Consider the following 26928-nt stretch of genomic DNA (forward strand, 5'->3'; position numbering starts at 1 on the left):
GGGCGACGCGGACGCCGCCTCCACCCACGACCCGGCCGCTTCACCGGGCTCCTCGGCGGCCTCCCACGCCAGCGCGGCCTCCCGGTAGCACCGGGCCGCCTCGGCCTCCTGGCCCTGCCTGCCGCGCACGGCGGCCAGCGCGTCCAGCACCGTCGCCCTGGGCACCAGGTCGTCGGGCTCGACGTGGTCCAGCGCGGTGCCCAGGTGCCGCTGCGCGGCCTCCAGCTCGCCCAGCTGCGCGCACACCTGTCCCAGCCGGAACAGCACGGGCGTGCGCTCTCCCGGCGGCAGCGCACCGTCGGCGACGCGCAGCGCCTCCTCCAGCGCCTCGGCGGCCTCCACCGGTCGCTGCGCCCCCAGGTACCCGCCCGAGAGCACGTAGCAGGCGCCCACCACCTCCGGGGGCGTGCCCCACTCGTGCGCGGCGGCCACCGCTTCGCGCAGCTCCGGCAGGTGCTCGTGAGCCAGCCCGAGCTGGTCGATCACCGCCATCCGCTGCTGGTGCGCCTCGCCCGTCCACGGCCCCCGCACGGTCGAGAAGTCGTCCACCAGCGCGTCGGCCGTGGCCAGGGCGGCTTCGGCGTCACCCCGCAGGACCTCCAGCCGCAACCGCAGCCGCAGGGCGTTGAACCGCACGGACGCCGGGGGCCGGTCGGCCAGCAGCGCCACGGCGGCCGCGTGCGCCTCGTCCAGCCGCTGCCGCACCGCCAGTTGCTCGGCCTGCTCGCAGCGCACCCGAGGCAGCAGCCGGGGCACCTCCGACTCGGCCAGTTCCGCGGCCTCCGCCAGCACGGCCCGCGCCCCGTCCAGGTCACCCGCGTGGGCCAGCAGCTTGACCAGCACCAGCCGCACCGGCACCGCGGTGTCCGGGGTGCGCGCCTGGGCCAGGCACGCGCGGACCACCGCGATCGCCGACTCCTCGTCGGAGTGGTCGAACCAGCGCAGCGCGCCGCGCGCGCGGTAGCGGGCGGCCAGGTCGTGCTCGCCCGCGCCCGCCAGCCGCTCGACCGCCGCGGTGAACTCGGCCCGCGCCGCGTCGTCCTCGTCGGCCACCAGCGCCCGCCGGGCGGCGACCTGGGCGGCCAGCACCTCGGGCAGCAGCGGGTCCAGCTCCGCGGGCAGCGACCGCAGCAGGCGCATCCCGGTGAGCATGTCGTCGCCGTCGAACGCCTCCACCGCGCCCCGCGCCAGCTCCACCGGGTCGGCGACGACCGGCTCCGCCTCGACGGGGGCGGGCGCCGCGACGGGCACGGCCAGCGGCACGTGCGCGGTGTCGGGGGTCTCCAGCGTCCGCCGCACCCACCTGCTCACCGCGTCGGTGCCGTTGCGCTGGTCGAACAGCGCGGCGGTGCCCAGCGCCCGCTCCTCCAGCAGCGCCCGCAGCCGGGGCGCGGTGAACGCGGTGGTGCGGCCGTCCACCGGCACCAGGAACTCCACCGGCTCGTCGACCCGGCTCAGCAGCAGCGCCGCGCCCGCCGCGAAGCGCATCGCCTGGGCCGGGCTGGTCGACCCGTGCACGCGGTGCAGGTGCCGCTGGAGCAGCTCCACCCCGCGCGCCACGTTGCCGGTGGTCGCGCAGAACACCAGCTGCGCGTCCACGTAGGAGCTGACCTCATCGTCGCGCACCAGCCGGTGCGCCACCACGTGCGCCTCGCGCGCCCGGTCCAGCTCGCCCAGCGCGACGAACGCGGGCGCCAGCGTGCTCAGGATGCCCTGCGGCTGCGTCGCGCAGCCGCTGTCCTGCCCCAGCTGGCGCTCGGCGTGCGCGACCGCCTCGGCGTGGCGGCCCTGCCGGATCAGGTGCCCGGCCTGGTCCTCCACGACGCACGCCTCGCAGTCGCTCATCGGTCCGCGGTCGGCCGCCAGGTAGCGGGCGAAGTGCTCCCGGTAGCCCTCCTCGTCGCCGATGTGCTCGGCCAGGTCGGCGCGCGCGCCGTGCACCGGCTGCAGGGAGAACCCGTGCCGCTGGTAGCGCGACGCCAGCTGGTCCAGCACCGAGCGGATCTGCTCCAGGGTGAACCGGTGGTCGGCCACCAGCCCGCTGACGATCCACTTGTGCGCCCAGTCGAAGCTGTGCCTCTCCCACTCGTCGAACGCGGTCGGGTCGCGCCGCTCCGCCGCGCCGCACCAGGCGAACGGGGCCAGCATCAGGTCGTAGCGGCCCAGGTCGTAGGCGGAGCGCAGCAGCGCGATCCGGCAGCTCACGCCCAGCGGCAGGTGGTCGCAGGCGTCCGCGGCGCGGGCCGCGCGCTCCAGCGCTTCGTGCCTGGCCATCCCGTCGGGCATCCGGTAGGCGCCGGCGAACTGCTGCTCGGCGGACTTCTTCTGGTCGTTCATCGGCTCCTCACGGCGCGGTCCAACAGGTCGAGGAAGGATCGGTTGAGCGCCGCGGTGTCCTTGGGGCGCATCGGCCGCCGCGACTGCAGCAGCGCGTGCACGTACAGCGACTCCACGGTCAGCTCCACCAGCGCCGGGTCGGCCAGCTCGGCCAGCCTGCGCACCAGCGGGTTGCGGCAGTTGAGCACCAGCCGCTGGGAGGCCCCCGACGGCGTGGCCTCGACCAGGCTGCCCAGCAGCTCGGCCCACAGCGGGTCGGCCGCCTCGCCCGCCTGCTCGGCGTCCCGCCTGCGCTCGCCGTCCGCGTCGGCGACCAGCAGCGCGGGCAGCGACGCCGGGTCGAACTCGCGCGGCACCGCCTCGCAGTCGTGCCGCGCCAGCACCTCCGCGGCCAGCGCCAGCCGCTCCCGCACCGCCCGCTCGACCGCCCGCTCGGGCTCGCCCAGCGCGGCCAGCACCTCGGTGGGCGCCACCCGCCGCGCCGCGCCCGGCCCGTCCACGGCCACCAGCCGCTCCAGGATCTCCAGGTCGTAGGCGTAGCCCGCGTTGAGCAGCCCCATGCCCTGCGCGTGCGCCACCGGCGCGAGCTGGCGGAACTCGTCCACGTCGGACAGGTACAGCACGGTGCCGTGCTTGCGGCGGAACTGGCGCAGCGACTGCGCCCCGTCGGTGGTCTCGAACGGCAGCCACCGCTCCACCAGCCGCAGCATCTCCTCGTCCACCCGCGCCAGCGACTTGATGCCCAGGTGGTGCGCGTCGAGCAGGGCGGCGGTGCGGTCCGGGTCGGTGGCGTCCAGCCGGACCAGCCAGTCGCGCACCTGCCTGCCCAGCTCCTCCCGCACCACCAGCAGCGTCTCGTCCTGGTACAGCGCCTCCCGGCTGGCGGTCGGCCGCAGCGAGGAGGTGTCCACCACGCACCGGACGAAGTACGCCCAGTCGGGCAAAAGCCCCTCGATCGCGTCACCGACGAGCATCCGTTTGAGGTACACCCGGTGCGACTGCCGCGCACCTGGGTGAACGCCGCGTGGCAGCACGTACGCCACACCGGTCAGCCCCACCGCGGGCACCTCGACCGGGATCGCGTCGAACGGCGCCACGCCCAGCACCCGCTCGCCGTAGCCCAGCGGGTCGGTCAGCCACGGCAGCTCACCCGCGGTCACCACCTCGTCGCCCACCCGCACGGTCACCGGCAGCAGCTCGCCGTACTCGCCCACCAGGGCGCGCACCACGTCGTGCTCCAGCCAGTGCTCGGCGTCCCGGCTGGGCACCAGCTCGATGGTGGTGCCGACCTCGGCGCGGGCCGACTCGTCGACCTCCACCTCGTAGTTGCCCGCCGCGTCGGCGGTCCAGCGCACCGCGGGCCCGCCGCGCGCCGACCGGCTGACCAGGTGGACCCGCTCGGCGACCAGGAAGGCCGAGAGCAGGCCGACGCCGAACTGGCCGAGGAAGCCCTGCCGGGCGAAGCCCAGCTCGTCCCGCTTGGACGTGCGGCCCAGCGTGGAGAGCAGGTCGTGGACCTCGCGCTCGGTCAGGCCGATGCCGGTGTCGGAGATGCGCAGGGTGCCGTTCCCACGCGGGTCGACCGGCTCGACGACCACCTCGCCCGGCGCGTCCGGCTGGAGCGCGCGGCGGGCGGTGATCGCGTCCACCGCGTTCTGCAGCAGTTCGCGCGCGTACACGCGGGGGCTGCTGTAGAGGTGGTGGCTGAGCAGGTCGATGATCCCGCGCAGGTCGACACCGAAGGTGTGTGCCATGGAGTGAGCTTCACCTCGGGTCGGTTCGCGTGAGTCCGCCGATTCTAGGGGCGGGAGGACGGCGGTGGACTCCGTTTTCCACGGATCACCTAGGATCTATCCGCTGCTCCGCGTGCACGGGGCGGCCATCACTGCTGTCCCGACGGGAGCTGTCCACCAACCATGTCCGGAGCCAACGACCCGTACGACCCCAAGCAGGTCGCGGCGCTCTCCCCGGAGGCGCTCGACGCGGCGGTGGAGCAGGCTCGGGAGGCGTTCGCGCAGGCGGCCGACCTCGACGAGCTGGCCGCCGCCAAGCCGGGCCACCTGGGCGACCGCTCGCCGGTGCTGCTGGCCAGGCGGGAGATCGGCGCGCTGCCCCCCGCCGCCAAGGCCGAGGCGGGCAAGCGGGTCAACGTCGCCAAGCAGGCCATCGACGCGGCCTACGAGGAGCGCCGGGCCCGGCTGCAGGTCGAGCGGGACGAGCGGGTGCTGCGCGAGGAGACCGTCGACGTCACGCTGCCGTTCGACCGCGTGCCGCGCGGGGCCCGCCACCCGATCACCACGCTGGCCGAGCGCATCGGCGACGTGTTCGTGGCCATGGGCTACGAGGTCGCCGAGGGGCCCGAGCTGGAGACCGAGTGGTTCAACTTCGACGCGCTGAACTTCGGCAAGGACCACCCGGCGCGCTCCATGCAGGACACCTTCTACGTCGGCCCGGCCGACTCGGGCCTGGTGCTGCGCACGCACACCAGCCCGGTGCAGGCCCGCGCGCTGCTGGAGCGCGAGCTGCCGGTGTACGTGGTCTGCCCCGGCCGCACCTTCCGCACCGACGAGCTGGACGCCACGCACACCCCGGTGTTCCACCAGGTCGAGGGCCTGGCCGTGGACAAGGGCCTGACCATGGCGCACCTGAAGGGCACGCTCGACGCGTTCGCCCGCGCCATGTTCGGCGAGCAGTCCCGCACCCGGCTGCGGCCCAGCTTCTTCCCCTTCACCGAGCCCTCCGCCGAGGTGGACGTGTGGTTCCCGGAGAAGAAGGGCGGCCCCGGCTGGGTCGAGTGGGGCGGCTGCGGCATGGTCAACCCGAACGTGCTGCGCAACTGCGGGGTGGACCCGGAGGTGTACTCCGGCTTCGCGTTCGGCATGGGCCTGGAGCGCACCCTGCAGTTCCGCAACGGACTGCCCGACATGCGCGACATGGTCGAAGGCGACGTCCGCTTCACCCAGCCCTTCGGAACGGAGGCATGACCGGTGCGCATCCCGGTTACCTGGCTGGTCGAGCACCTCGAATTCAGCGAGACACCCACCCCTGAGCAGCTGGCCGAGGCGTTCACGCGGATCGGCCTGGAGGTCGAGGACGTCCACCCGCTGGGCCCGGTCACCGGTCCGGTGGTGGCGGGTCGCGTGGTGGAGATCGAGGAGCTGACCGGCTTCAAGAAGCCCATCCGGTACTGCCGGGTCGAGGTCGGCCCCGACCAGGTCAACGGCATCGTCTGCGGCGCGTCGAACTTCGTCGAGGGTGACACGGTCGTGGTGGCGCTGCCGGGCGCGGTGCTGCCCGGCGACTTCGCCATCGCCGCGCGCAAGACCTACGGCCGCACCAGCGAGGGCATGATCTGCTCGGCCCGCGAGCTGGGCCTGGGCGACGACCACGCGGGCATCCTGGTGCTGCCCAGCGGCACCGCCCAGCCCGGCGACGACGCGGTGGAGCTGCTCGGCCTGGACGACACCGTCATCGAGGTCGCGCCGACCCCCGACCGCGGCTACGCGTTCTCCGTGCGCGGCCTGGCGCGGGAGATCGCCTGCGCGTTCGAGGCCCCGTTCGGCGACCCCGGCCTGGCCGAGGTGCCCGAGGGCGAGGGCGAGGTGTGGCCGGTCGAGGTCGACGAGGCGTCCGGCTGCTCGCGGTTCGCGCTGCGCCGGGTCACCGGCGTGGACCCGACCGCGCCGACGCCGTGGTGGATGCGCCGCAGGCTGATGCTGGCGGGCATCCGCTCGATCTCGCTGCCGGTGGACGTCACCAACTACGTGATGCTGGAGCTGGGCCAGCCGCTGCACGCCTTCGACGCCTCGGCGCTGCGGGGCGGCCTGGTGGTGCGGCGCGCGGCGGCGGGCGAGAAGCTGACCACGCTGGACGAGGTGGTCCGCGCGCTGGACCCGGACGACGTGGTGATCGCCGACGACAGCGGCGTGGTCTCGCTGGCCGGGGTGATGGGCGGGGCGAGCACCGAGGTGCGCGCCACCAGCTCGGACATCCTGCTGGAGGCCGCGATCTGGGACCCGGCCTCGGTGGCGCGCACCGTGCGCAGGCACAAGCTGCCCAGCGAGGCGGCCAAGCGCTACGAGCGCACCGTGGACCCGCAGCTGCCCCCGGTGGCGCTGGAGCGGGCCGCGCGGCTGCTGCACATGTTCGCCGAGGGCAGCATCCAGCCCGCCCGCACCGACGTGGGCAGGCCCGTGCCGCCCGCTCCGGTGTCCATGCCGATCGACCTGCCCGACCGGGTGGCGGGGGTGCGCTACCCGCGCGGCGCCTCGGCCCGGCGGCTGGGCCAGATCGGCTGCCGCGTCGAGGTCACCACCGACGACGCGGGCACCACGGTGATCACCGCGGTGCCGCCGACCTGGCGCGCGGATCTGACGCAGCCCGCGGACCTGGTGGAGGAGGTGCTGCGGCTGGAGGGCTACGACAGCATCCCGTCCGTGCTGCCGCCCGCCCCGGCTGGGCGGGGCCTGACCGAGCAGCAGCGCCGCCGCCGCACGGTGTCGCGCGCGCTGGCCGAGCACGGCCTGGTCGAGGTCAAGCCGTTCCCGTTCGTGGCGCCCTCGGTGTTCGACGCGCTGGGCCTGCCCGAGGGTGACGTGCGGCGCGGCACGGTCACCGTGCTCAACCCGCTGGAGGCGGACAAGAACGCGCTGGCCACCACGCTGGTGCCGGGGCTGCTGGAGACGCTGCAGCGCAACCTGGCGCGCGGCCAGAAGGACCTGGCGCTCTACACCGTGGCGCAGGTGACGCTGCCGCGCGCCCAGCCGGTGCCGGTGCCCGAGGTGGGCGTGGGGCAGCGGCCCACCGACGAGCAGGTGGCCTCGCTGCTGGCGTCGCTGCCGCAGCAGCCGGTGCACGTGGCCGCGGTGCTGTGCGGCAACCGCGAGCTGCCCGGCTGGTGGGGTGGCGGTCGCGCGGCGAGCTGGGCGGACGCGGTGGAGATCGGCCGCCTGGTCGGCCGGGCCTACGGCGTGGAGCTGGCGGTCAAGGCGTCGGACCTGGCGCCGTGGCACCCCGGCCGGTGCGCCGAGCTGCGGGTGGGCGACTGGCCGGTGGGTCACGCGGGCGAGCTGCACCCGAAGGTCGTGGAGGCGCTGGGCCTGCCGAAGCGGACCGTGGCGGTGGAGCTGGACCTGGACGCGCTGCCGCTGGCCGACCACCGGCCCGCGCCGGTGGTGTCGCCGTACCCGCCGGTGCTGCTGGACGTGGCCGTGGTGGTGGACGCGGGGGTGCCCGCGGGCGAGGTGGCCCGCGCGCTGCGCGCGGGTGGCGGCGAGCTGCTGGAGGACATCCGGCTGTTCGACGACTACACCGGTGACCGGGTCGGCGAGGGCAAGCGGTCGCTGGCCTACGCGCTGCGGTTCCGCGCGCCGGACCGGACGCTGACCGTGGAGGAGGCGACGGTGGCCCGCGACGCCGCGGTCGCCGCCGCGGCGGAGCGCGTGGGTGCCGCGCTGAGGGGCTGAGCGCTGTCCTGGGCCCGCATTCCTGCGGGCCCAGGACTAATCCGCTCAGGTGAATTCACGGCACGCTGCGTGCAATGAATCCGCTGATCAGAACACCCGGAATCACCTGTCAAGGGGTATAAAGCCCTCACTTTCCAGGTAGCCCAGATGCTTGCGTAACAGTTGAACGTTCTCCAATATTGGGGCGCGGCCCGTGGGGCCGAGGGGCGAAGCGATGAACCGCCGGGCGAGACTGGTCGCCGGTCCGACGGGGAGCTAGCGGCGAACCCACCGCCTGAAGCACCGGCTCTGTGAGGTTGCCTCATGCGTACCTTGGGCCCGCGGATGGAGGTCGCCGTCGCGCTGACCATCCTCGGTGTGGGAGCAGCGGTGGTGGCGGCCATGCACCTCACCTGGCCGGAACCGGAGCTGCCGTCCATGGCCTACGCGGTCAGCGGCGGCGAGGCCGGGGTGGCCGACCTCAAGCCCTTCGAGATCAACGACATCTCCGGCGGGGCGGTCGAGCTGACCCCCGGCAGCGAGGGCGCCCGCAAGGTGCGGCTGTCCAACCCCAACAGCGTCGACATCATGGTGCTGACGCTGCAGGCGGTGCCCGGCCAGCCCGTCGACGCCGCGCACAACCGCGTGCCGGACTGCCCGTCGGGCGTGCTGACCGTGGCGCCGATGGCGCAGCCGGTGATCATCCCGCCCGCCGGGTCGGTGGAGGTGGAGATGGTCGTGCGGATCGCCCACGACGTGCCCGACGCGTGCGAGGACCTGGTGTTCCCGCTGACCTACTCCGGCCGGGCCGCCCGCGCCTGACCGGCCGGACGAGTCTTCGCGTCACCGCACCACTTGCGCCGATCGTGTGACACCCTTCCCGGCATGAGCGAGTACGACTACGACTTGGTCGTGATCGGGTCCGGCCCCGGCGGGCAGAAGGCGGCCATCGCGGGGGCCAAGCTCGGCAAGCGGGTCGCGATCGTGGACCGGCAGGACATGGTGGGCGGGGTGTGCGTCAACACCGGCACCATCCCGTCGAAGACCCTGCGCGAGGCGGTGCTCTACCTGACCGGGATGAGCCAGCGCGAGCTGTACGGCGCGAGCTACCGGGTCAAGCAGGACATCACCATCTCCGACCTGCTCTCCCGGACCCAGCACGTGATCGGCCGCGAGGTCGAGGTCGTGCGCGCGCAGCTGCACCGCAACCAGGTGGACCTGCTCACCGGCACCGCCCGGTTCGTCGACCCGCACACCATCGCCGTGCAGGGGACGCACCGCGGCGAGCACACCACCGTCACCGCGGCGCGCGTGGTGATCGCCACCGGCACCCGCCCCGCCCGGCCCTCGCAGGTCGACTTCGACGAGGCGCGGGTGCTGGACTCCGACGAGGTGCTGCAGCTGGAGGAGATCCCCTCCTCGCTCGTGGTGGTGGGCGCGGGCGTCATCGGCATCGAGTACGCCTCCATGTTCGCCGCGCTGGGCAGCCGGGTCACCGTGGTGGAGCAGCGGGAGCGGATGCTGGAGTTCTGCGACCCGGAGATCGTGGAGTCGCTGAAGTTCCACCTGCGCGACCTGGCGGTGACCTTCCGCTTCGGCGAGAAGGTGGTCGACGTGGCGGTGTCCGACAGCGGCACGGTGACCACGCTGGCCAGCGGCAAGCGCATCCCGGCGGCGGCGGTGATGTACTCGGCGGGCAGGCAGGGCTCCACCGACGCGCTGGACCTGGCCAAGGCGGGGTTGGAGGCCGACCACCGCGGCAGGCTGTCGGTGGACGCGCACTACCGCACCTCGGTGGAGCACATCTACGCGGTGGGCGACGTGATCGGCTTCCCCGCACTGGCGGCCACCTCGATGGACCAGGGCAGGCTCGCGGCCTACCACGCCTTCGGCGAGGAGGCCAACGAGCTGGCGGCGCTGCAGCCCATCGGCATCTACACCATCCCGGAGATCTCCTACGTCGGCGCCACCGAGGCCGAGCTGACCTCCTCCGCGGTGCCTTACGAGGTGGGCCTGGCGCGCTACCGGGAGCTGGCCCGCGGCCAGATCGTCGGCGACGCCTACGGGATGCTCAAGCTCCTGGTGTCCACCGCGGACCGCAAGCTGCTGGGCGTGCACGTGTTCGGCACCGGCGCGACGGACCTGGTGCACATCGGCCAGGCGGTCATGGCCTGCGGCGGCACGGTCGACTACCTGGTGGACGCGGTGTTCAACTACCCGACCCTGTCCGAGGCGTACAAGGTCGCCGCGCTGGACGCGACGAACAAGATCCGGGCCCTGGACCGCTTCACCACCTGACCCCGTCTGCAAGTACTACCCGACCGCCTCCGCCGGGCCGCTGACTACTACCCGGCCGCACCCGTGCTCGGCACGGGTACCGGGGTTTGATTATGGGGTTGATGGGGTGGGGTCGAGGGTGAGGCCGGTGTGGGTGAGGAAGCCGGCGAGCAGGGCGGGGTGGCGTTGGATGTGGCGTAGTCCGCGGCGGGCGGCGTGGGTGAGTTCGGGGAGACTGCGGGCGGCCAGGTTGGCCAGGCTGGTGTTTTTCAGGTGTGCCCAGACGCCTTCGGTGGGGTTGAGGTCGGGGGCGTAGGCGGGCAGTTGGACCACGGTCAGCCAGGCGGTGTTGTCCTTGGTGTATTGCAGGGTCTTGCCCGACAGGTGTGCCGAGAGGTTGTCCCAGATCAGCACGATGGGGGCGTTGAGGCGGCGGGTGCAGTCGGGTGAGCAGGGCGGGGAAGGTGGTGTTGGTGAAGCTGTGCTCGCGGGTGGCGTAGAGCAGTACCGGTGCCCGGTCGGGGTGGTAGCAGCAGATGCCGGCCAGGCTGATGCCGTTGCGATGTCGTCCGGCGATGCGCAGTTCGGGGGTGCGGCCCACCGGGGACCAGGTGCGTCGGGTGGGTGGGGTCATCGAGGCGCCCGCTTCGTCCTGGAAGCAGATCCACGCTGTCTGGCCCGCGGATGTTTTACCCGCGGCCACACCTCGGTGCGCCAGGCGGTGATCACCTCCTCGTTGCGTTCCAGGGCGCGGGTGCGGGGCATCTGCCAGGACCAGCCGATGCGGCGCAGCAGGCGCCAGATGCCGTCGGGGGCGGCATAGACCACGCCGGTGGTCTCGGTGATCACCCGGCCGATGCGGGCCAGGGTCCAGCGCTGGTCGGCCCAGCCGTGCGCGGCCGGGCCCTTGTCCAGTTCCCGCAGCACCGTGCGGATCTGCTCGTCGTCGAGGTAGCACCGCGCACCCGACGGGCCTGCCGAGAGCAGCCCGTCGACACCGTGTTCGGTGAAGTGTTTGCGCCACTGCGACACCGCCTGCGGGCTCACGCCCAGCAGGCGGGCGATATCGGCCTGGGACATCCCCTGGTCGAACAGGTCCGCCGCCCTGAGCCGGACCTGTTCACGCTCCTGACGCTCCGGGCCGGTCAGACCACCACCCAGCCTCATCGTCCCGGCTTAACACACCGACGGCCATTCCGCGACCGCAACCAGCCACATCAACCCCAAAAACAAACCTCAGTAGTAGCGGGCGACGCGGCGGCACCCCTCGGGTAGTACTTGCAGGCGCACGGGGGTCAGGCGGCCAGCCTGGTCACCAGGTGCAGGCGCCGCTGGCGCACGTCGGTCAGCGGCGGCACCAGCAGCGTCGGCATCCCCACCTCCAGCGCGCCCCCGTCGTGCGAGGCCCGGTCGCCGACCATCAGCGTGCGGTCGGCGTCGGTGCCCAGCTCCTCCATCGCGTAGCGGAAGATCGCGGGCTCGGGCTTCTGCACGCCGTGCTCGAACGAGAGCACGAACGAGTCCACCGGCAACCCCTCGAACGCGGGCCGGATGTCGAAGTGGACGTCGCTGAGCACTCCGATGCGCAGTCCCCGCTCCTTGAGCCCGTGCAGCGTCTCGGCGGCGTCCTCGGCGAACGGGTTGGCCGAGGCGTCGCTCTCCACCTCGTACAGCGCGTCGGCCAGCTCGTCGTCCAGGCCCGCGGCGCGGAAGGCGGCGTAGAACGCGGCGCGGTGGACCTCGGCGTCGGCGTCCATCCCCGGCTCGTCCAGCTTCGCCCCGCCCAGCGCCTCGGCCAGGTCGGGGGCGTCGTCGAGGCTCCTGCCCAGCCTGCGCAGCGCCTCACGCACCCAGCCGCCGAACGTCGGCGTGGTCACCAGGGTGCCGCGCCAGTCGAAGATCACCGCCTGCATGACGCGCATTCTGCCCGCGGGTTGACTGGAGGGCATGACGGAAATCCACGCCACGGTCGTCGAGGGGCCCACCGACGTGCCGCCCGCCGTCTTCGTGCACGGCGTGCTCAGCTGGGGCGACGACACCGCTTACGGGTTCGGCGCGCAGCGCCCGCTGGCCGCGCACCGGCGGCTGCTGCTGATGGACCGCAGGGGGCACGGCGGCAGCCCGGACCTCGCGGGGCCGCACAGCAGCGACTACGAGGTCGACGCGCGTGACGTGGTCGACCTGCTCGGCGACGGCGCCCACCTGGTCGGCCACTCCTACGGCGCGGTCGCCGCCATGCTCGCCGCCGCGGCCCGCCCGGACCTGGTGCGCTCGCTGTGCCTGATCCAGCCGGGCGCGCTGCGGCCCGCGCGGGAGCACCCGGTGATCGCCGAGGTGCTGGTGCGCAACCGCGCCGCCACCGCCGCGCCACCCCCGGACCTCACCGCCGAGGACTACCTGCGGCTGTCCACCGAGGCCGTCGGCATGGCCGCGCCCGAGCCGACCCCGGCGCGGCTGCGGGCCGCTCGCGCGACGATGGGGGAGCGGCCGTGCTGGGACGCTGAGGTGCCGCTGGAGCCGCTGGCCGAGGCCGCCTGGCCGGTGCTGGTGGTGCGCGGCGACTGGTCCGGCGCGCCCGCGGAGTACCGGCGGCTGGCGGGCGAGCCGCTGATGATCGCGGCCGAGGTCATCGCCGAGCGGACCGGGGGCGAGCTGCTGACCGTGCCCGGCTACTACCCGCAGGTGCAGCAGCCCGAGGCGGTCAACGCCGCGCTGGCCGCGCTGTGGGAGCGCGCCGACCGGTCCTGATCAGGACCGGTCGGGCTTGTGGGCGAAGAAGCACGCGCTGGGCCACCTGGCCTTCCCTGCGGGTTCGCACACCAGTCGGGCGGTGACCACCAGGCCTGCCTCGCCCAGCAGTTCGGCGATGCGCTCCACGGGCAGCAGGTGCGCCTCGTAGGACACCGGGTGGCCGCCGTACGCCCGCGTCGGGCGCAGGACCTCGTGGTCGCCGACGTAGCCCCACAGCATCAGGTGCCCGCCGGGCGCGAGCGTGCGGTGGAACTCCGCGAACACCGTCGGCAGGTGCTCCGGGGGCGTGTGGAAGGTGGAGAACAGCGCCAGCACCCCGCCGAGGCTGCCGTCGTCCAGGTCCAGCGCGGTCATCGACCCCACGGAGAAGGGCAGGTGCGGGTGGGTGGTCCTGGCCAGTTCGACCATCCTCGGCGACAGGTCGACGCCGAACGCCGACAGCCCGAGGGAGTCCAGGTGCGCGGTCACCCGGCCCGGTCCGCACCCCACGTCCGCGACCGGCCCTCGGTCGGCGGCGCGGACCAGGTCGGCGAACGCGGCGAGCATGGCGCGGGTGAGCGGGTCCATCCGCTCCGGTGGCGCGACGATCCTGACGTAGTCCTCGGCGACGGCGTCGTAGGACTGCCTGATCGCGTTGAGGAAGGAGGGCTCGGCCATCGCGACTACGACGGGACGTGGGTCCGGGCCAGTTCGTTGCCACGGCTGTGCAGCACCTCGCTGATGGCGATCGCCCGGCACCGCCAGCCCTCCGGCGTCTTCACCAGCTCGTGCGCGTAGTAGGCCCAGACCTCCCAGAGGTCGTCGCCCAGCGGCCGCCGGAGGCGGTTGAAGGCGTAGCCCTTGGACCGCACGGTGGCGCGGTCGCCGCGGATGGTGATCTCGTGGTTGGTGCGGGAGTGGAAGCTGGCCTTCTCGGCGTAGAGGTTGCGCCGCCACGCGCCGACCAGCTCGTCGGCCGGGATGCGGGCGGGCGGGCCGCCGTCCAGGGCGGCGAAGTCCACGTCGACCTGGTCGGTGAAGTAGCGGCGGCAGCGGGCCCAGTCCTTGTCGTCCACGGCGTTGTCGATGCCGTCGACGACGAGCTGGACGGCGGTCCGGTCGTCCACCCCCGGTGCGGCCTCCGCGAGCGCGGGAGCGGCGACCGCGGCGGCGGCGCCCAGCGCGCCGGTGACGGCGGCCCGGCGCGGTAACGAGTTCGCTGACATGCGTCCCCCTTGGATTCGACGACTGGGGGTCACCGTAGCGGGCGAGGTGACAACACCGCGTGAGGTTTGATTGAGTTTGCATGACCATGCATACTTATCCGCATGACGGTCAGGATCGCGGTCGCCGGGGCCAGCGGGTACGCCGGGGGAGAGGTGCTGCGGCTGCTGCTGGGGCACCCGGAAGTGGAAATCGGCGCGCTCACCGCAGGCGGCAACGCGGGCTCGCCCCTGATCTCCCAGCAGCCGCACCTGCTCCCGCTCGCCGACCGCGTGCTCCAGGAGACCACCGTCGACGTCCTGCGCGGCCACGACGTGGTCTTCCTCGCCCTGCCGCACGGCCACTCCGCCGAGGTCGCCGCGCGGCTGGGCGAGGACGTGCTGGTCGTCGACTGCGGCGCGGACCACCGGCTCACCGACGCCGACGCCTGGCAGCGCTGGTACGGCGGCGTCCACGCGGGCAGCTGGCCGTACGGCCTGCCCGAGCTGCCGGGACAGCGCGACCTGCTGCGCGGCACCAGGCGGGTCGCCGTCCCCGGCTGCTACCCCACGGTCTCCTCGCTGGCGCTGGCCCCCGCGATGGGCCTGGTCGAGCCCGAGGTCACCGTGGTCGCGGTGTCGGGCACCTCCGGCGCGGGCAAGGCCCCCAAGACCAACCTGCTCGGCTCGGAGGTGATGGGCTCGCTCAGCGCCTACGGCGTCGGCGGCGCGCACCGGCACACCCCGGAGATCGCCCAGAACCTGACCCTGGTGGCGGGCGAGCCGGTCAAGGTCTCCTTCACCCCGGTGCTGGCCCCGCTGCCGCGCGGCATCCTCGCCACCTGCTCGGCCACCCTCACCGCGGACGCCGACCAGGTCCGCGCCGCCTACGAGAAGGCCTACGCCGACGAGCCGTTCGTGCACCTGCTGCCGGAGGGCCACTGGCCCACCACGGGCGCGGTGCTGGGCTCCAACGCGGTGCAGCTCCAGGTCACCGTGGACGCCGACCTGAACCGCCTGGTCGTGGTCGCCGCCGTGGACAACCTCACCAAGGGCACCGCGGGCGCCGCGGTGCAGTGCATGAACCTCGCTCTCGGCCTGCCGGAGACCACCGGCCTGACCTCCGTTGGAGTCGCACCATGATCCGCACCAAGGGCGTCACCGGGCCGAAGGGCTTCAAAGCCGCGGGGGTCGCGGCGGGCATCAAGGACTCCGGCGCGCTGGACCTGGCCCTGGTGGTCAACGAGGGCCCCGGCGACGCCGCCGCGGGCGTGTTCACCACCAACCAGGTCAAGGCCGCGCCGGTGCTGTGGTCGCAGCAGGTGCTCAAGGAGCGCAGGCTGGCCGCGGTGGTGCTCAACTCCGGCGGCGCGAACGCCTGCACCGGCCCGGAGGGCTTCCAGGACACCCACGCCACCGCCGAGAAGGTCGCCGAGGTGCTGGGCCGGGGCGCGGTCGAGGTCGCGGTCTGCTCCACCGGCCTGATCGGCGAGCGGCTGCCCATGGACAACCTCAAGGCGGGCGTCGAGGTCGCCGCCAAGGAGCTGGCCGACACCGACGAGGCCGGGCTGAACGCGGCCACCGCCGTGATGACCACCGACACCCACCCCAAGCAGTCCTGGGCCCAGCACCCCGACGGCTGGTCCATCGGCGGGTTCGTCAAGGGCGCGGGCATGCTGGCCCCCAACCTGGCCACCATGCTGTCGGTGATCACCACCGACGCCGTGCTCGACGGCGACGCGCTGGACGCCGCGCTGCGCGAGGCCACCGCCCGGACCTTCGACCGGCTCGACGTGGACGGCGGCACCTCCACCAACGACACGGTGCTGCTGCTGGCCTCCGGCGCGTCGGGCACCGCACCGGAGCGCGGCGACTTCGTGGAACTGCTCACCGCCGTCGCCGCGGACCTGGTCAAGCAGCTCCAGGGCGACGCCGAGGGCGTGACCAAGGAGATCAGCATCACCGTCACCGGAGCGGCCTCCGACGCCGACGCGCTGGTCATCGGCCGGACCGTCGCCGAGGACAACCTGGTCAAGACCGCGCTGTTCGGCTCGGACCCGAACTGGGGCCGCATCGCCATGGCGGTGGGCCGCGCGCAGGCGCGGGTGGACCCGGACAAGCTGGGCATCACCATCAACGGCGTCGCGCTGTTCGCCAACGGCCGCAAGGCCGCCGACCGGTCGGAGGCGGACCTGTCCGAGCGCGACATCGCCGTGGTGATCGACCTGAACCTCGGTGACGGCGGCGCGACCGTGCTCACCACCGACCTGTCCCACGGCTACGTCGAAGAGAACAGCGCCTACTCCTCATGACCAGCCCCTGGGCCAAGGCCGAGATCCTGATCGAGGCGCTGCCGTGGTTGCAGCGCCTGCGCGGCGCGATCGTGGTGGTCAAGTACGGCGGCAACGCCATGGTCGACGACGAGCTCAAGCGCGCCTTCGCCCAGGACGTGGTGTTCCTCAAGCTGGCGGGCCTGCACCCGGTGGTGGTGCACGGCGGCGGCCCGCAGATCGCCGCCATGCTGGACAAGCTGGGCATCGAGAGCGAGTTCCGCGGCGGCCTGCGGGTGACCACGCCCGAGGCGATGGACGTGGTGCGCATGGTGCTGGTCGGCCAGGTGCAGCGCGAGCTGGTCGGGCTGATCAACGAGCACGGCCCGTACGCGGTGGGCCTGTCCGGCGAGGACGCCCACCTGCTCACCGCCGTGCGGCGGCGGGCCGTGGTGGACGGCGAGCCGGTGGACATCGGCCTGGTCGGCGACATCGTCGAGGTCAACCCCGACGCGGTGCTGGACATCGTGCGCGCGGGCCGCATCCCGGTGGTGTCCACGGTGGCCCCGGACGCCGACGGCGTGGTGCACAACGTCAACGCCGACACCGCCGCGGGCGCGGTGGCGGTGGGGCTGCGGGCGCGCAAGCTCGTGGTGCTCACCGACGTGGAGGGCCTGTACGCGGACTGGCCGGACCGGTCCTCCCTGGTGCACCGCATCCGCGCGGCCGAGCTGGAGGAGCTGCTGCCGGAGCTGGACAGCGGCATGGTGCCGAAGATGGAGGCCTGCCTGCGCGCGGTGCGCGGCGGCGTGCCCGAGGCGCACGTCATCGACGGCAGGCTGGCGCACTCGCTGCTGCTGGAGGTCTTCACCTCCGAAGGAGTCGGAACGATGGTGTTGGGGGACGAGGCGTGAACGACCGGCAGCGGTGGCAGGCCGCGATGATGGACAACTACGGCACGCCGGAGCTGACCCTGGTGCGCGGCGAGGGCGCCCACGTCTGGGACGCCGACGGCAACCGCTACCTGGACCTGCTGGGCGGCATCGCGGTCAACGCGCTGGGCCACGCGCACCCGGCCGTGGTCGCGGCGGTGACCGAGCAGATCGGCAAGCTCGGGCACACTTCCAACCTCTACATCAACGAGCCCGCGCTGAAGCTGGCCGAGCGGCTGCTGGACCTGTCCGGTGTGGACGGTCGGGTGCTGTTCTGCAACTCCGGCGCGGAGGCCAACGAGGCCGCGTTCAAGCTCAGCAGGCGCACCGGCCGCACCAAGGTGGTGGCCACCGAGGGCGGCTTCCACGGCCGCACCATGGGCGCGCTGGCGCTGACCGGCCAGCCCGCCAAGCGGGCCCCGTTCGAGCCGCTGGTGCCCGGCGTGGTGCACGTCCCGTTCGGCGACGTGGCCGCGCTGGAGGCCGCCGTCGACGAGGACACCGCGGCGTTCGTGGTGGAGCCGATCCAGGGCGAGAACGGCGTGGTGGTGCCCCCGGAGGGCTACCTGCAGGCGGCCCGTCGGATCACCGCCGAGCGCGGCGCGCTGCTGGTGCTCGACGAGGTGCAGACCGGCGTCGGGCGGCTGGGCAGCTGGTTCGCCTTCCAGCAGGTCGGCATCACCCCCGACGTGATCACCCTGGCCAAGGGCCTGGGCGGCGGGCTGCCGCTGGGCGCGTGCATCGCCGTCGGCCCGGCCAAGGACCTGTTCGCGCCCGGCCAGCACGGCACCACCTTCGGCGGCAACCCGGTGTGCTGCGCCGCCGCGCTCGCGGTGCTGGACACCATCGCCGCCGACGGCCTGCTGGAGCACGCCTCCGCGGTGGGCAAGGAGATCGCCGCGGGCGTCGAGGCGCTGGAGCACCCGCTGGTCTCCGGCGTGCGGGGCGCGGGCCTGCTGCTCGGCATCACGCTGCGCGAGGCGGTGTCGGCCAAGGCCGCGGCGGCCGCGCGGCGGGCCGGTTACCTGATCAACCCCATCCAGCCGGACGTGATCCGGCTGGCGCCGCCGCTGGTGCTCGACGAGGCCGACGCGCACCGGCTGGTGGCCGACCTGCCGACCTGGTTGGAGCCCTGATGCCACCCCGCCACTTCCTGCGCGACGACGACCTGACCCCGGCCGAGCAGGCCGAGGTGCTCGACCTGGCCGACACCTACAAGGCCGACCGGCTGGGCTCGCGCCCGCTGGCCGGGCCCAAGTCGATCGCGGTGATCTTCGAGAAGAACTCCACCCGCACCCGGCTGTCCTTCGAGGTCGGCATCGCCCAGCTGGGCGGCAACCCGGTGATCGTGGACGGCCGGTCCATGCAGCTGGGCCGCGAGGAGACCATCGAGGACACCTCCCGCATCCTGTCCGGCTACGTGGACGCGGTGGTGTGGCGGACCTTCGCCCAGAAGCGCATCGAGGCCATGGCGTCGGTGTCGCGGGTGCCGGTGATCAACGCGCTGACCGACGAGTTCCACCCCTGCCAGGTGCTGGCCGACCTGCAGACCATCCGCCGGGTGCACGGCTCGCTGGCCGGGCTGACCGTGACCTACCTCGGCGACGGCGCCAACAACATGTCCCACTCGCTGCTGCTGGGCGGCGTGACGGCCGGGATGCACGTGCGCGTGGCCGCCCCCGAGCACTTCCAGCCGCTGCCGTGGGTGCTCGACGACGCCCGCAAGCGCGCGCTGGAGACCGGCGGCTCGGTGGAGGTGCTGGTCGACCCGCGCGCCGCCGTGGACGGCGCGGACGTGCTGGTCACCGACACCTGGACCTCGATGGGGCAGGAGAACGACGGCCGCGACCGGATGCGCCCGTTCCGGCCCTACCAGGTCAACGCCGAGCTGGTGGCCGCCACCGGGGTGCGCACCACGGTGCTGCACTGCCTGCCCGCGCACCGCGGCCAGGAGATCACCGACGAGGTGCTCGACGGCCCGAACAGCGCGGTGTGGGACGAGGCGGAGAACCGGTTGCACGCCCAGAAGGCGCTGCTGGTGTGGCTGCTGGAGCACTCGCGATGACCAGGACCGCCCGGCAGGCGCGGATCGTCGAGCTGGTCAGCCAGCGCGCGATCCGCAGCCAGTCGGAGCTGGCCAAGACGCTGGCCGCGGAGGGCATCGAGGTCACCCAGGCCACCCTGTCGCGCGACCTGGACGAGCTGGGCGCGGTCAAGCTGCGCGGCCCCGACGGCGGCGCCCCGGTCTACGTCATCCCCGAGGACGGCAGCCCGGTGCGCGGCGTGCAGGGCGGCACCTCCCGGCTGGCCAGGGTGCTCGGCGAGGTGCTGGTCTCGGCCGACCACTCGGGCAACCTGGCGGTGCTGCGCACCCCGCCCGGCGCGGCGCAGTTCCTGGCCAGCGCGCTGGACCGGGCGGCGCTGCAGGACATCGTCGGCACCATCGCGGGGGATGACACCATCCTGGTCGTGGCGCGGGAACCGCTGACCGGGGCGGAACTGGCCGCGCGCCTGAGCGCGCTGGCCGCGGGCCACGGCGGCCGCGCGGTGCCGGGGCCCGTCGAGCACAATCGCAGCGAAAAGGACTTGAGCACATGACTTCCTTGTGGGGCGGGCGGTTCGCCAGCGGACCGGCCGAGGCGATGGCGCTGCTGTCGGCCTCGACGCACTTCGACTGGCGACTCGCCCCCTACGACATCCGGGGTTCCCGCGCCCACGCCCGCGTGCTGCACCGCGCCGGCCTGCTGACCGCCGACGAGCTGGACCGGATGCTGACCGCGCTGGACGCGCTGGAGGCCGACGTGGCCTCCGGGGCGTTCACCCCCACCCTGGCCGACGAGGACGTGCACACCGCGCTGGAGCGCGGCCTGATCGAGCGGGCGGGCCCGGAGCTGGGTGGCAAGCTGCGCGCGGGCCGCTCCCGCAACGACCAGGTGGCCACGCTGTTCCGGATGTGGCTGCGCGACGCGGCCCGCCGGGTGGCCGCGGGCGTGCTGGACGTGGTGGAGGCGCTGGCCGGGCAGGCCGGGGCGCACCCGACCGCGGTCATGCCCGGCCGCACGCACCTGCAGTCCGCGCAGCCGGTGCTGCTGGCCCACCACCTGCTGGCGCACTGCCAGGCGCTGCTGCGCGACGTGGACCGGCTGCGCGACTGGGACCGGCGCACCGCGCTGTCCCCCTACGGCTCCGGCGCGCTCGCGGGCTCCTCGCTCGGGCTGGACCCGGCGAAGGTGGCCGCCGAGCTGGGCTTCGACGGGCCGGTGGACAACTCCATCGACGGCACCGCCTCCCGCGACTTCGCCGCCGAGATCGCGTTCGTGCTGGCCATGATCGGCGTGGACCTGTCCCGGCTGGCCGAGGAGGTGATCATCTGGACCACCGCGGAGTTCGGCTTCGCCGCGCTGGACGACGCCTGGTCCACCGGCAGCTCGATCATGCCGCAGAAGAAGAACCCCGACGTGGCCGAGCTGACCCGCGGCAAGTCCGGCAGGCTCATCGGCAACCTGACCGGCCTGCTGGCCACCCTCAAGGCCCAGCCGCTGGCCTACAACCGGGACCTGCAGGAGGACAAGGAGCCGCTGTTCGACTCGGTCGAGCAGCTGGAGCTGCTGCTGCCCGCGATCACCGGCATGGTGGCCACCATGCGGTTCGACACCGACCGGATGGCCGAGGTCGCGCCCGCGGGCTTCACCCTGGCCACCGACATCGCCGAGTGGCTGGTCCGCCAGGGCGTGCCGTTCCGCGTGGCGCACGAGGCCGCGGGGGAGTGCGTGCGGCTGGCCGAGGCCCGAGGGGTGGGCCTGGACGAGCTGACCGACGAGGAGTTCGCGGGGGTCTCGCCGCACCTGACACCCGAGGTGCGTAGCGTGCTCACCGTGGAAGGTTCCATCGCGTCGCGGGACGCGCACGGCGGCACCGCGCCCGACCGCGTGGCCGAGCAGTTGAAGGCTTTGCTGGACCGGGTGGCCCTTGCCCGCCGGTCCTAGGCAGCTGACCGAGCAGGAGCTCGCGGTCGACCCGCTGGTCGCCGCGCGGCTCCTGCTCGGCTGCGTGCTCCGGAGCACCACCCCCGAGGGCGTGGTGGCCGTGCGCGTGGTGGAGGTCGAGGCGTACCGGGGCGGCGACGACCCGGCCTCGCACTGCTATCGCGGCCGGACCCCGCGCAACGACGTGATGTTCGGCCCGGCCGGGCGGCTCTACGTCTACTTCGTCTACGGGATGCACTTCTGCGCCAACGTGGTCTCGCTGACCGACGGCGTGCCCGGCGCGGTGCTGCTGCGCGCGGGCGAGGTGGTCGAGGGCGTGGACCTGGCCCGCCGCCGCAGGCCCGCCGCCCGCAACGACGCGGAGCTGGCCAAGGGCCCGGCCCGGCTGACCGGCGTGCTCGGCCTGGACCGCGCCCACAACGGCGTGGACCTCACCGATCCCGACTCGCCGGTGAAGCTGCTGGCGGGCGAGCCGGTGACCGACGTCCGCACCGGCCCGCGCGTGGGCGTGGCCGTGGCGGTGGACGTGCCGTGGCGCTTCTGGGTCGACTCGCCCGCGGTGAGCACCTACCGCCGCGGCACCCGGCGCACGAGGGTGGTCGTGCCGCCGGAGCGCTGAGCCGGGTCAGCCGACCGGGCCGAACACGCTGCTGCCGGGCGCGTCCGGGTCGTCCCCGGCCCAGAACTCCACCCAGTGCTGGGCGAACTCGGACTTGGAGATCGCCCCGTCGCCGTCCAGGTCGAGCCTGCCGAAGACCCCGTCGGTCGGCGTGTCGGCGCCCGTCCAGGCCCGGATCATCCGGTCGTACTCGGTCGCGGTGATGCGGCCGTCGCCGTCCTCGTCCACCGCCTCGAACATCGACTCCGCGGTGGCCACCACCAGGTCGAGCATGGTGCCGAGGCGGTCCACCGCGGTGAGCACCTCGGCCAGGGTGACCTTCTCGTCGCCGTTGTGGTCGGAGGACTCCCGCAGGACCTCCCACCACCGCATCATGGTCTCGCGCAGCCGCTCCGGGTCCGCGGCGCGCAGGCGCACCCACCGGTCGGTCAACGCCTCGAAGTCGGCGCGTTCGAGGAAACCGTCGTCGTCGGCGTCCATCGCCGCGAACACGACGGAGATCTTCCGCTGCTGCAAGTCACTGGCCACGCAGCAAACTTCGCCCACCCCGGCGGTCACGGCAATTGGCCATCAGGGGCGATCGCCTTTGCAGCCGGGTGAACGAAGCGTGACGGTCGGTAGTGCCATGATGGCGGCATGGGGGAGATCGACAACTTCGCGGCATCAGTGGCCGAGCACGTGCCTGCCATCGCCGCCCGCGTCCCGCCCGCGCCCGCCGCGGAACTGGGCAGGCTCGACCGGCCCGCCGCGCTCGCCCCACCCACCGCGCCGTTCGGGGCGAGCGCCGGGTTCGCCGACCCCATGCCCGTGCGCGGCCACCCCGGTCAAGCGCTGCGGGGCCTGCCCGCCGAACGGCTGCTCGGCGCGCTGGAGCTGAGCGTCGGCGACCTCCCGCTGCGCGCCCCGGCCGCGCTCCTGCGGGGCATCGCCGCACCGCCGACGGGCACGTTCACCACCATCGGCGTCGTCGGCCAGAGCGAGCTCACCACGGCGCTGTCCATGCTGGAGGCGTTGCACGCGGGAGCCACCCGCGTGATCGCCGACCTCACCGCCCGGCTCGCCCGCCACCCCGCGCTGGCCACCGCGCTGGCGGTCGGCGACGGCGACGAGGCCACCATCGCCGCCCGGCACGGCGCCGGGCACTTCGCCCTGGCCGTGGTCACCTCGTCGGCGGTGCTGCGCGCCCTCGACGCGGCCGACCCGCCCGCCGTGGTCGGCGCCGCGCTGCAAGCCGTCGCCCAGCTGATGCCGACCCTGCCGAAACCGGCGGCCTACGAGGCGGCGCTGCTGGCCAAGCACCGCGCCGAGTACATGCTCCCCCGGCGCGCCTCGGCACACCCGCTGGTGCGCGCCCACCACCTCGCCCTGGCCGACGGGCCGGTCCCCGACGAGGTGGACTTCTCCGACAACGGACTGGTGGCGGTGGTCGACGGCGGGGTGGTGATCCGCACCGGCCTGGCCGAGGGCCGCGTCTCGGCGCACTTGGAGGTGCTCGACGGCCCTCCGCCTCCGCCGGAGGTCGCGCACGTGGACGAGGCCGTCGAGGTGAGCTGGCGCGCCGCGCGGGGCGGGGCGACCTTCGCGGAGGACGAGCCGGTGTCGTGGGGGCAGGCGCGCCGGGTCGCCGAAACCCCGCCGTGGCCCGGCGACTACCGCGTCCTGGTCCAAGCAGGCGGACGCGACGGCGATTACGACGAGCACTACTGGATCACCGTCTGGCAGGCCCCCTGGGCCCCGCCGGTGGTGCACAAGCGCACCGACCGGCTCGGCCACCGCCTGCGCGGCGAACCCGAGCCGCCGCTGGTCGTGCCGCCCCACCAGGACCACGTCTGGGTCGAGCGCCACCCGATCTCCCAGGCGTCCTGCGTCACCGTCGTCACCGGCCTGTCCGCGCAGGAGGTCCTGCGGGCGTTCGGCGCGGACCCGACCTCCCGCCCGTGGCGGTTGGAGGAGACGCAGCGGTCGGCGGATCTGCGGCAGTGGGTCAGCGTCCTGCAGGTCGACGGCGCTGTGATCGCCTTCGAGGACAACGGCTACCTGGGCGCCGACGAAGAGGTGCTGCGCAGGTTGTCCGCTCGCGGCCGGGCGGCCAGCATGTTCTGGAACGTCAACGCCCTCACCCGCCTGTCGTTCGCTAGGGACGGGGAACTGCTGGCCGGGTTCGAACCGATCGGCCCGGCCCAGATCCCGCCCGCGGCCGCGGTGTGGATCGAGGGCCTGGACCTGGCCGACTACCGGCACCGCAAGGCCAAGGGCCTCACCGCCGTGGCCCGGTTCACCGGACGCGGCTTCACCCCGGACGACCTGGCGGCACTGCGCGCCGCCGACGAGGCGTACCTGGTCGGGGAGTAGCCGAGCACGCCCGGTGGGGGCGGTGCTCGTCAGCGGAGGCGGTAGTGGACGCGGCCGATGGACAGCCCTGGTGAGCGCCCCTCGCGCCGCGAGCCGTTGAAGAAGACGACCAGGCTGTCGCCTTCCCGGACCAACGACGGTTTCCACACGCCGTCGCGGTGCCACGAGGTGCCATCGGTGGTCGACACCAGCCGCACGGGGGCAGGCCACTGGCCGAGCGTTCCGCTCCGCGCCCACCACACACCGTCGTCGGGGCCGGGGGCGGCGACCAGCGGGTGCTTCGCGGTCACCAGGTCGAACCCGGTGCCGGACGCCACGACGAGAGCGTCGAACTCGCCATCGGCGGCGAAGATCCGCCTGCCGGTCCAGCCGGTGACGCCGTCCGGGCTCTCCGCGAACCCGATGACCTGGGTCCCGTCGGTGGACAGGCCCGCGCAGTACCAGAGCAACCAGCGGCCGTCGTGGTGGAGCAGGTTCGGTTCGGCGACCGTGCCCCGTTCCCAGGGTTCGGTCGCGGTGAACACCGGCTCGGGGTGGCGGACCCACTGCGAGCCGTCCCACTCCAGGAAACCGATCGAGTACGGCCCGGTGATGTCGGTCCAAGCGGCAGAACTGGCGTAGTAAAGGCGTTCCACCCACCGCCCGCCGGAGCGGCCGCGCACGTAGGAGACGCAGTGGTACCCGGTGGCGTCCCAGCCGTCGGCCGGAGCGGGTGCCGCGCACTGGCCGACGATCGTCCACTCCGTGCGGTCCGCGGTAGCCCCCCGCGGCAGGTGCGCGGCCCGTAAGTCGATGCGGGGCACGGCCGGGTCCGCGAGTTCGCCCATGATCATCCACCAGCGGTCTTCGCGCCGCATCAGGGTGACGTCGGCGCCGTCGAAGAGCCTGGCCTTGTCGAGCAGTTCGATTGGCATGTCGCCATGGTGGCGAAAAGTGATACGATCGTCAAACAGTTCAACCATTGAAGGAGTTGGCGTGCCGGTCGCACGACTACTGGCCGCGCAGCAGCGCGCGGCGGCGCGGGGGACCGTGCTCGCCGAGCTGATCGCCGCACGGCTCGGCATCACCCCGACCGACCTCAAGTGCGTGCACCTGCTCTCCCGAGGACCCAGGACCGCCCGCGCGCTGGCCGATGAGCTGCGGCTCACGCGCAGCGCGGTCACCGCCGTGGTCGACCGGCTGGAGCGCGCCGGGTTCGCGACCCGCAACCGCGACTCGGCGGACCGCCGGGAGGTGGTCGTCAAGGCCGTGCCCGAGCGCGTCGCGCGGGCGACGGCGTTGTACCGGCCGCTGTACGAGCGGATGGCCGAGCTGGTCAGCGGCTACACCGACGACCAGGTGGCGTTGCTGCTGGACTTCGCCGAGCGGTCCGACGAGATCCTGGCCGAGGAGGTCGGCAGGCTGAGCGAGCCGCCCGCGCCGGGTGGGAAGATCGACTCATGACCCCGCCTACCCGCTACGCCGCCCTGGGCAGCTCCTTCGCCGCGGGACCGGGCATCCCGCCGATCGTCGACGTGGACGCCGTGCGCTCCGGCCGCAACTACCCGAGGCTGCTGGCCAAGGCGCTGGGGGCCGAACTCGTCGACCTGTCCGTCTCCGGCGCGACGACGGCGACCATCCTCGACGAGCCCCAGCTGACGATGACCGGTGCGCGGTTCCCGCCGCAGATCGGGGGCGTGCCCGCGACGGCGGACCTGGTGACCATCACCGCGGGCGGCAACGACCTGCGGTTCGCGGGCTCGCTGCTGTTCACCGCCTGGAACCGCGTCGACCCCGACGGCCCCATGGCCCGGATGCTGGCGGCCGACTTCCCCTCGGGCATCCCCGCGCCGACGCGGGAGGACGTCGACCGGACCGCCGCCGGCCTGGTGCGCGTCGTCGAGCGGGTCCGCGACAAGGCCCCGCGAGCCAGGGTCGTGCTGGTCGACTACCTGACGATCATCGGCGCCGGGACCAGCCCTGGCGTCCCCTTCGAGCCCGCGGAGGTCAACGCCCTCCGCGACATCCAGGACGCACTGGAAGCGGCCTACGTCGCGGCCGCCGAGCGCACGGGAGCCGAACTCGTGGCGGTGTCGCGGGTGAGCCGCGACCACGCCCTGGGCTCGACGGCTCCGTGGGTCCAGCCGTTCCTGCCGGACCTGGCCAGGACCGGCGCGTCCTTCCACCCCAACGCCGAAGGCATGGCGGTGGTCGCCGCCGAGGTCGAGAAGGCGCTGCGCCAGGACCGCCCGACCCCGGTCTGAGCCGCGGGTCGCGACGTTGGCGGCGCTCGGCTCAGGCCACGGTGCGGCGGCGGTACCAGTAGTGCCGCTCACCGGCGGGCAGCGCGACCCGCGTGACCAGGTTGGTCAGCACGGCGCCGATCACCAGCCACAGCACCGCGGCGAGCCCGTCGTTGAGCAACACCCGCAGCGTCGCGCTGGCGGGGGTGAACAGGTCGCGCAGGCCCAGCGACACGCCCGCCGACCAGGACTCGATCATCCGCGCGAAGCCGTTGGCCGGGTTGGCCCCCGCGACGACCAGGAAGATGTGCACCGCCAGCACGACGGCGAACACCCAGCAGACCACGTCGATGACCGCGCACGTCACGCGGACGGAGCGGACGCGGGAGTCACCGCGCTCCACCACCTCCTCGCGCTGCTCCATCGGCTCGACCCGACGGGTCGCGGCGGTGGGCTGGTCGGCACGCCGTAAGTCGCGGTCGCGGTAGCTCATGGCCGTTGCCTCCTCACTGGATCTCCCCGGACCGGCTACCCCCGCCCACCTCGGCTTCAAACGG

Annotated in this window: 26 protein-coding genes; 16 read left to right on the top strand and 10 right to left on the bottom strand. The window is 73.6% G+C overall.

What is annotated here, in order from left to right:
• Positions 1-2337, bottom strand: a 2337-nt coding sequence (locus tag IEZ00_RS12145; RefSeq protein WP_229795473.1) for a hypothetical protein, incomplete at its 3' end; no start/stop codon positions are given.
• Positions 2334-4091, bottom strand: coding sequence for an HSP90 family protein (locus IEZ00_RS12150; protein WP_189223270.1), 1758 nt, complete (start codon positions 4089-4091; stop codon positions 2334-2336). The genes IEZ00_RS12145 and IEZ00_RS12150, both read right to left, overlap by 4 nt.
• Before the next feature lie 162 nt (positions 4092-4253).
• Between IEZ00_RS12150 and pheS the strand changes: the two genes are divergently transcribed.
• The 4 genes from pheS to sthA all read left to right on the top strand — a co-directional run bounded on the left by pheS (position 4254) and on the right by sthA (position 10079).
• A complete protein-coding gene (gene pheS, locus IEZ00_RS12155; RefSeq protein ID WP_189223271.1) occupies positions 4254-5321 on the top strand; it encodes a phenylalanine--tRNA ligase subunit alpha in 1068 nt (355 codons plus the stop codon).
• 3 nt (positions 5322-5324) lie between these two features.
• Positions 5325-7802 carry a phenylalanine--tRNA ligase subunit beta gene (gene pheT / locus IEZ00_RS12160; protein WP_189223272.1) on the top strand — a complete coding sequence of 826 codons (2478 nt, stop codon included), beginning with the start codon at positions 5325-5327 and terminating at the stop codon, positions 7800-7802.
• A 303-nt stretch (positions 7803-8105) separates the two neighbouring features.
• Positions 8106-8603 carry a hypothetical protein gene (locus IEZ00_RS12165; protein ID WP_189223273.1) on the top strand — a complete coding sequence of 166 codons (498 nt, stop codon included), beginning with the start codon at positions 8106-8108 and terminating at the stop codon, positions 8601-8603.
• Between the two features lie 63 nt (positions 8604-8666).
• Positions 8667-10079 carry a Si-specific NAD(P)(+) transhydrogenase gene (gene sthA, locus IEZ00_RS12170; protein ID WP_189223274.1) on the top strand — a complete coding sequence of 471 codons (1413 nt, stop codon included), beginning with the start codon at positions 8667-8669 and terminating at the stop codon, positions 10077-10079.
• 90 nt (positions 10080-10169) lie between these two features.
• On the opposite strand, the gene IEZ00_RS36515 is transcribed toward sthA, so the two are convergent.
• From IEZ00_RS36515 to IEZ00_RS12185, 3 genes are all read right to left on the bottom strand, one after another.
• Complete coding sequence (locus IEZ00_RS36515; RefSeq protein ID WP_268248697.1) at positions 10170-10622, bottom strand: transposase; 453 nt, start codon at positions 10620-10622, stop codon at positions 10170-10172.
• 66 nt (positions 10623-10688) lie between these two features.
• Positions 10689-11225 (bottom strand): winged helix-turn-helix domain-containing protein, encoded by a 537-nt coding sequence (locus IEZ00_RS12180; RefSeq protein ID WP_189223275.1) that lies wholly within the window; start codon positions 11223-11225, stop codon positions 10689-10691.
• Between the two features lie 128 nt (positions 11226-11353).
• Entirely contained in the window at positions 11354-11971 is a 618-nt protein-coding gene (locus IEZ00_RS12185; RefSeq protein ID WP_189223276.1) for an HAD family hydrolase, read from the bottom strand.
• 34 nt (positions 11972-12005) lie between these two features.
• On the opposite strand from IEZ00_RS12185, the gene IEZ00_RS12190 reads away from it, so the two are divergent.
• Positions 12006-12806, top strand: coding sequence for an alpha/beta fold hydrolase (locus IEZ00_RS12190; protein WP_189223277.1), 801 nt, complete (start codon positions 12006-12008; stop codon positions 12804-12806).
• Here the strand turns inward: IEZ00_RS12190 and IEZ00_RS12195 are convergent, their stop codons facing one another.
• The gene (locus IEZ00_RS12195; protein WP_189223278.1) at positions 12807-13466 is read right to left on the bottom strand and encodes a class I SAM-dependent methyltransferase; all 660 of its coding nucleotides are present in this window, start codon (positions 13464-13466) and stop codon (positions 12807-12809) included. It lies immediately after the preceding gene.
• A gap of 5 nt (positions 13467-13471) precedes the next feature.
• Positions 13472-14014, bottom strand: coding sequence for a nuclear transport factor 2 family protein (locus IEZ00_RS12200; protein WP_189223279.1), 543 nt, complete (start codon positions 14012-14014; stop codon positions 13472-13474).
• Positions 14015-14116: 102 nt separating this feature from the next.
• Between IEZ00_RS12200 and argC the strand changes: the two genes are divergently transcribed.
• From argC to IEZ00_RS12240, 8 genes are read left to right on the top strand one after another with little or no spacing between them, the layout of a single operon-like run.
• A complete protein-coding gene (gene argC, locus IEZ00_RS12205; protein WP_189223280.1) occupies positions 14117-15133 on the top strand; it encodes an N-acetyl-gamma-glutamyl-phosphate reductase in 1017 nt (338 codons plus the stop codon).
• Positions 15130-16302 carry a bifunctional glutamate N-acetyltransferase/amino-acid acetyltransferase ArgJ gene (argJ, locus tag IEZ00_RS12210; protein ID WP_189223281.1) on the top strand — a complete coding sequence of 391 codons (1173 nt, stop codon included), beginning with the start codon at positions 15130-15132 and terminating at the stop codon, positions 16300-16302. Before argC ends, argJ begins: the two co-directional genes overlap by 4 nt.
• The gene (gene argB / locus IEZ00_RS12215; RefSeq protein WP_189223282.1) at positions 16299-17174 is read left to right on the top strand and encodes an acetylglutamate kinase; all 876 of its coding nucleotides are present in this window, start codon (positions 16299-16301) and stop codon (positions 17172-17174) included. The genes argJ and argB overlap by 4 nt, the downstream gene beginning before the upstream one ends.
• A gap of 26 nt (positions 17175-17200) precedes the next feature.
• A complete protein-coding gene (locus IEZ00_RS12220; protein WP_229795516.1) occupies positions 17201-18328 on the top strand; it encodes an acetylornithine transaminase in 1128 nt (375 codons plus the stop codon).
• A complete protein-coding gene (gene argF / locus IEZ00_RS12225) occupies positions 18328-19257 on the top strand; it encodes an ornithine carbamoyltransferase (protein WP_189223284.1) in 930 nt (309 codons plus the stop codon). The genes IEZ00_RS12220 and argF overlap by 1 nt, the downstream gene beginning before the upstream one ends.
• Positions 19254-19790: an arginine repressor gene (locus tag IEZ00_RS12230; protein WP_189223285.1), complete on the top strand. Its 537-nt coding sequence runs from the start codon at positions 19254-19256 to the stop codon at positions 19788-19790. The genes argF and IEZ00_RS12230 overlap by 4 nt, the downstream gene beginning before the upstream one ends.
• Positions 19787-21178: an argininosuccinate lyase gene (argH, locus tag IEZ00_RS12235; protein WP_189223286.1), complete on the top strand. Its 1392-nt coding sequence runs from the start codon at positions 19787-19789 to the stop codon at positions 21176-21178. The genes IEZ00_RS12230 and argH overlap by 4 nt, the downstream gene beginning before the upstream one ends.
• Positions 21162-21797: a DNA-3-methyladenine glycosylase gene (locus IEZ00_RS12240; RefSeq protein WP_229795477.1), complete on the top strand. Its 636-nt coding sequence runs from the start codon at positions 21162-21164 to the stop codon at positions 21795-21797. The genes argH and IEZ00_RS12240 overlap by 17 nt, the downstream gene beginning before the upstream one ends.
• Before the next feature lie 6 nt (positions 21798-21803).
• Here the strand turns inward: IEZ00_RS12240 and IEZ00_RS12245 are convergent, their stop codons facing one another.
• Positions 21804-22325 (bottom strand): EF-hand domain-containing protein, encoded by a 522-nt coding sequence (locus tag IEZ00_RS12245; RefSeq protein WP_189223287.1) that lies wholly within the window; start codon positions 22323-22325, stop codon positions 21804-21806.
• Positions 22326-22433: 108 nt separating this feature from the next.
• On the opposite strand from IEZ00_RS12245, the gene IEZ00_RS12250 reads away from it, so the two are divergent.
• Positions 22434-24149 (top strand): DUF6461 domain-containing protein, encoded by a 1716-nt coding sequence (locus IEZ00_RS12250; protein WP_189223288.1) that lies wholly within the window; start codon positions 22434-22436, stop codon positions 24147-24149.
• 29 nt (positions 24150-24178) lie between these two features.
• Here the strand turns inward: IEZ00_RS12250 and IEZ00_RS12255 are convergent, their stop codons facing one another.
• Entirely contained in the window at positions 24179-25063 is an 885-nt protein-coding gene (locus tag IEZ00_RS12255; RefSeq protein ID WP_189223289.1) for a glycoside hydrolase family protein, read from the bottom strand.
• 61 nt (positions 25064-25124) lie between these two features.
• Between IEZ00_RS12255 and IEZ00_RS12260 the strand changes: the two genes are divergently transcribed.
• A complete protein-coding gene (locus IEZ00_RS12260) occupies positions 25125-25592 on the top strand; it encodes a MarR family winged helix-turn-helix transcriptional regulator (RefSeq protein ID WP_189223290.1) in 468 nt (155 codons plus the stop codon).
• Positions 25589-26392, top strand: a complete 804-nt coding sequence (locus IEZ00_RS12265; RefSeq protein WP_189223291.1) for an SGNH/GDSL hydrolase family protein — start codon at positions 25589-25591, stop codon at positions 26390-26392. Before IEZ00_RS12260 ends, IEZ00_RS12265 begins: the two co-directional genes overlap by 4 nt.
• 31 nt (positions 26393-26423) lie before the next feature.
• On the opposite strand, the gene IEZ00_RS12270 is transcribed toward IEZ00_RS12265, so the two are convergent.
• A complete protein-coding gene (locus tag IEZ00_RS12270; RefSeq protein ID WP_189223292.1) occupies positions 26424-26864 on the bottom strand; it encodes a hypothetical protein in 441 nt (146 codons plus the stop codon).
• Positions 26865-26928 lie beyond the last annotated feature (64 nt).

The organism is Saccharothrix coeruleofusca, from assembly GCF_014648515.1.
Taxonomy (GTDB): domain Bacteria; phylum Actinomycetota; class Actinomycetes; order Mycobacteriales; family Pseudonocardiaceae; genus Actinosynnema; species Actinosynnema coeruleofuscum.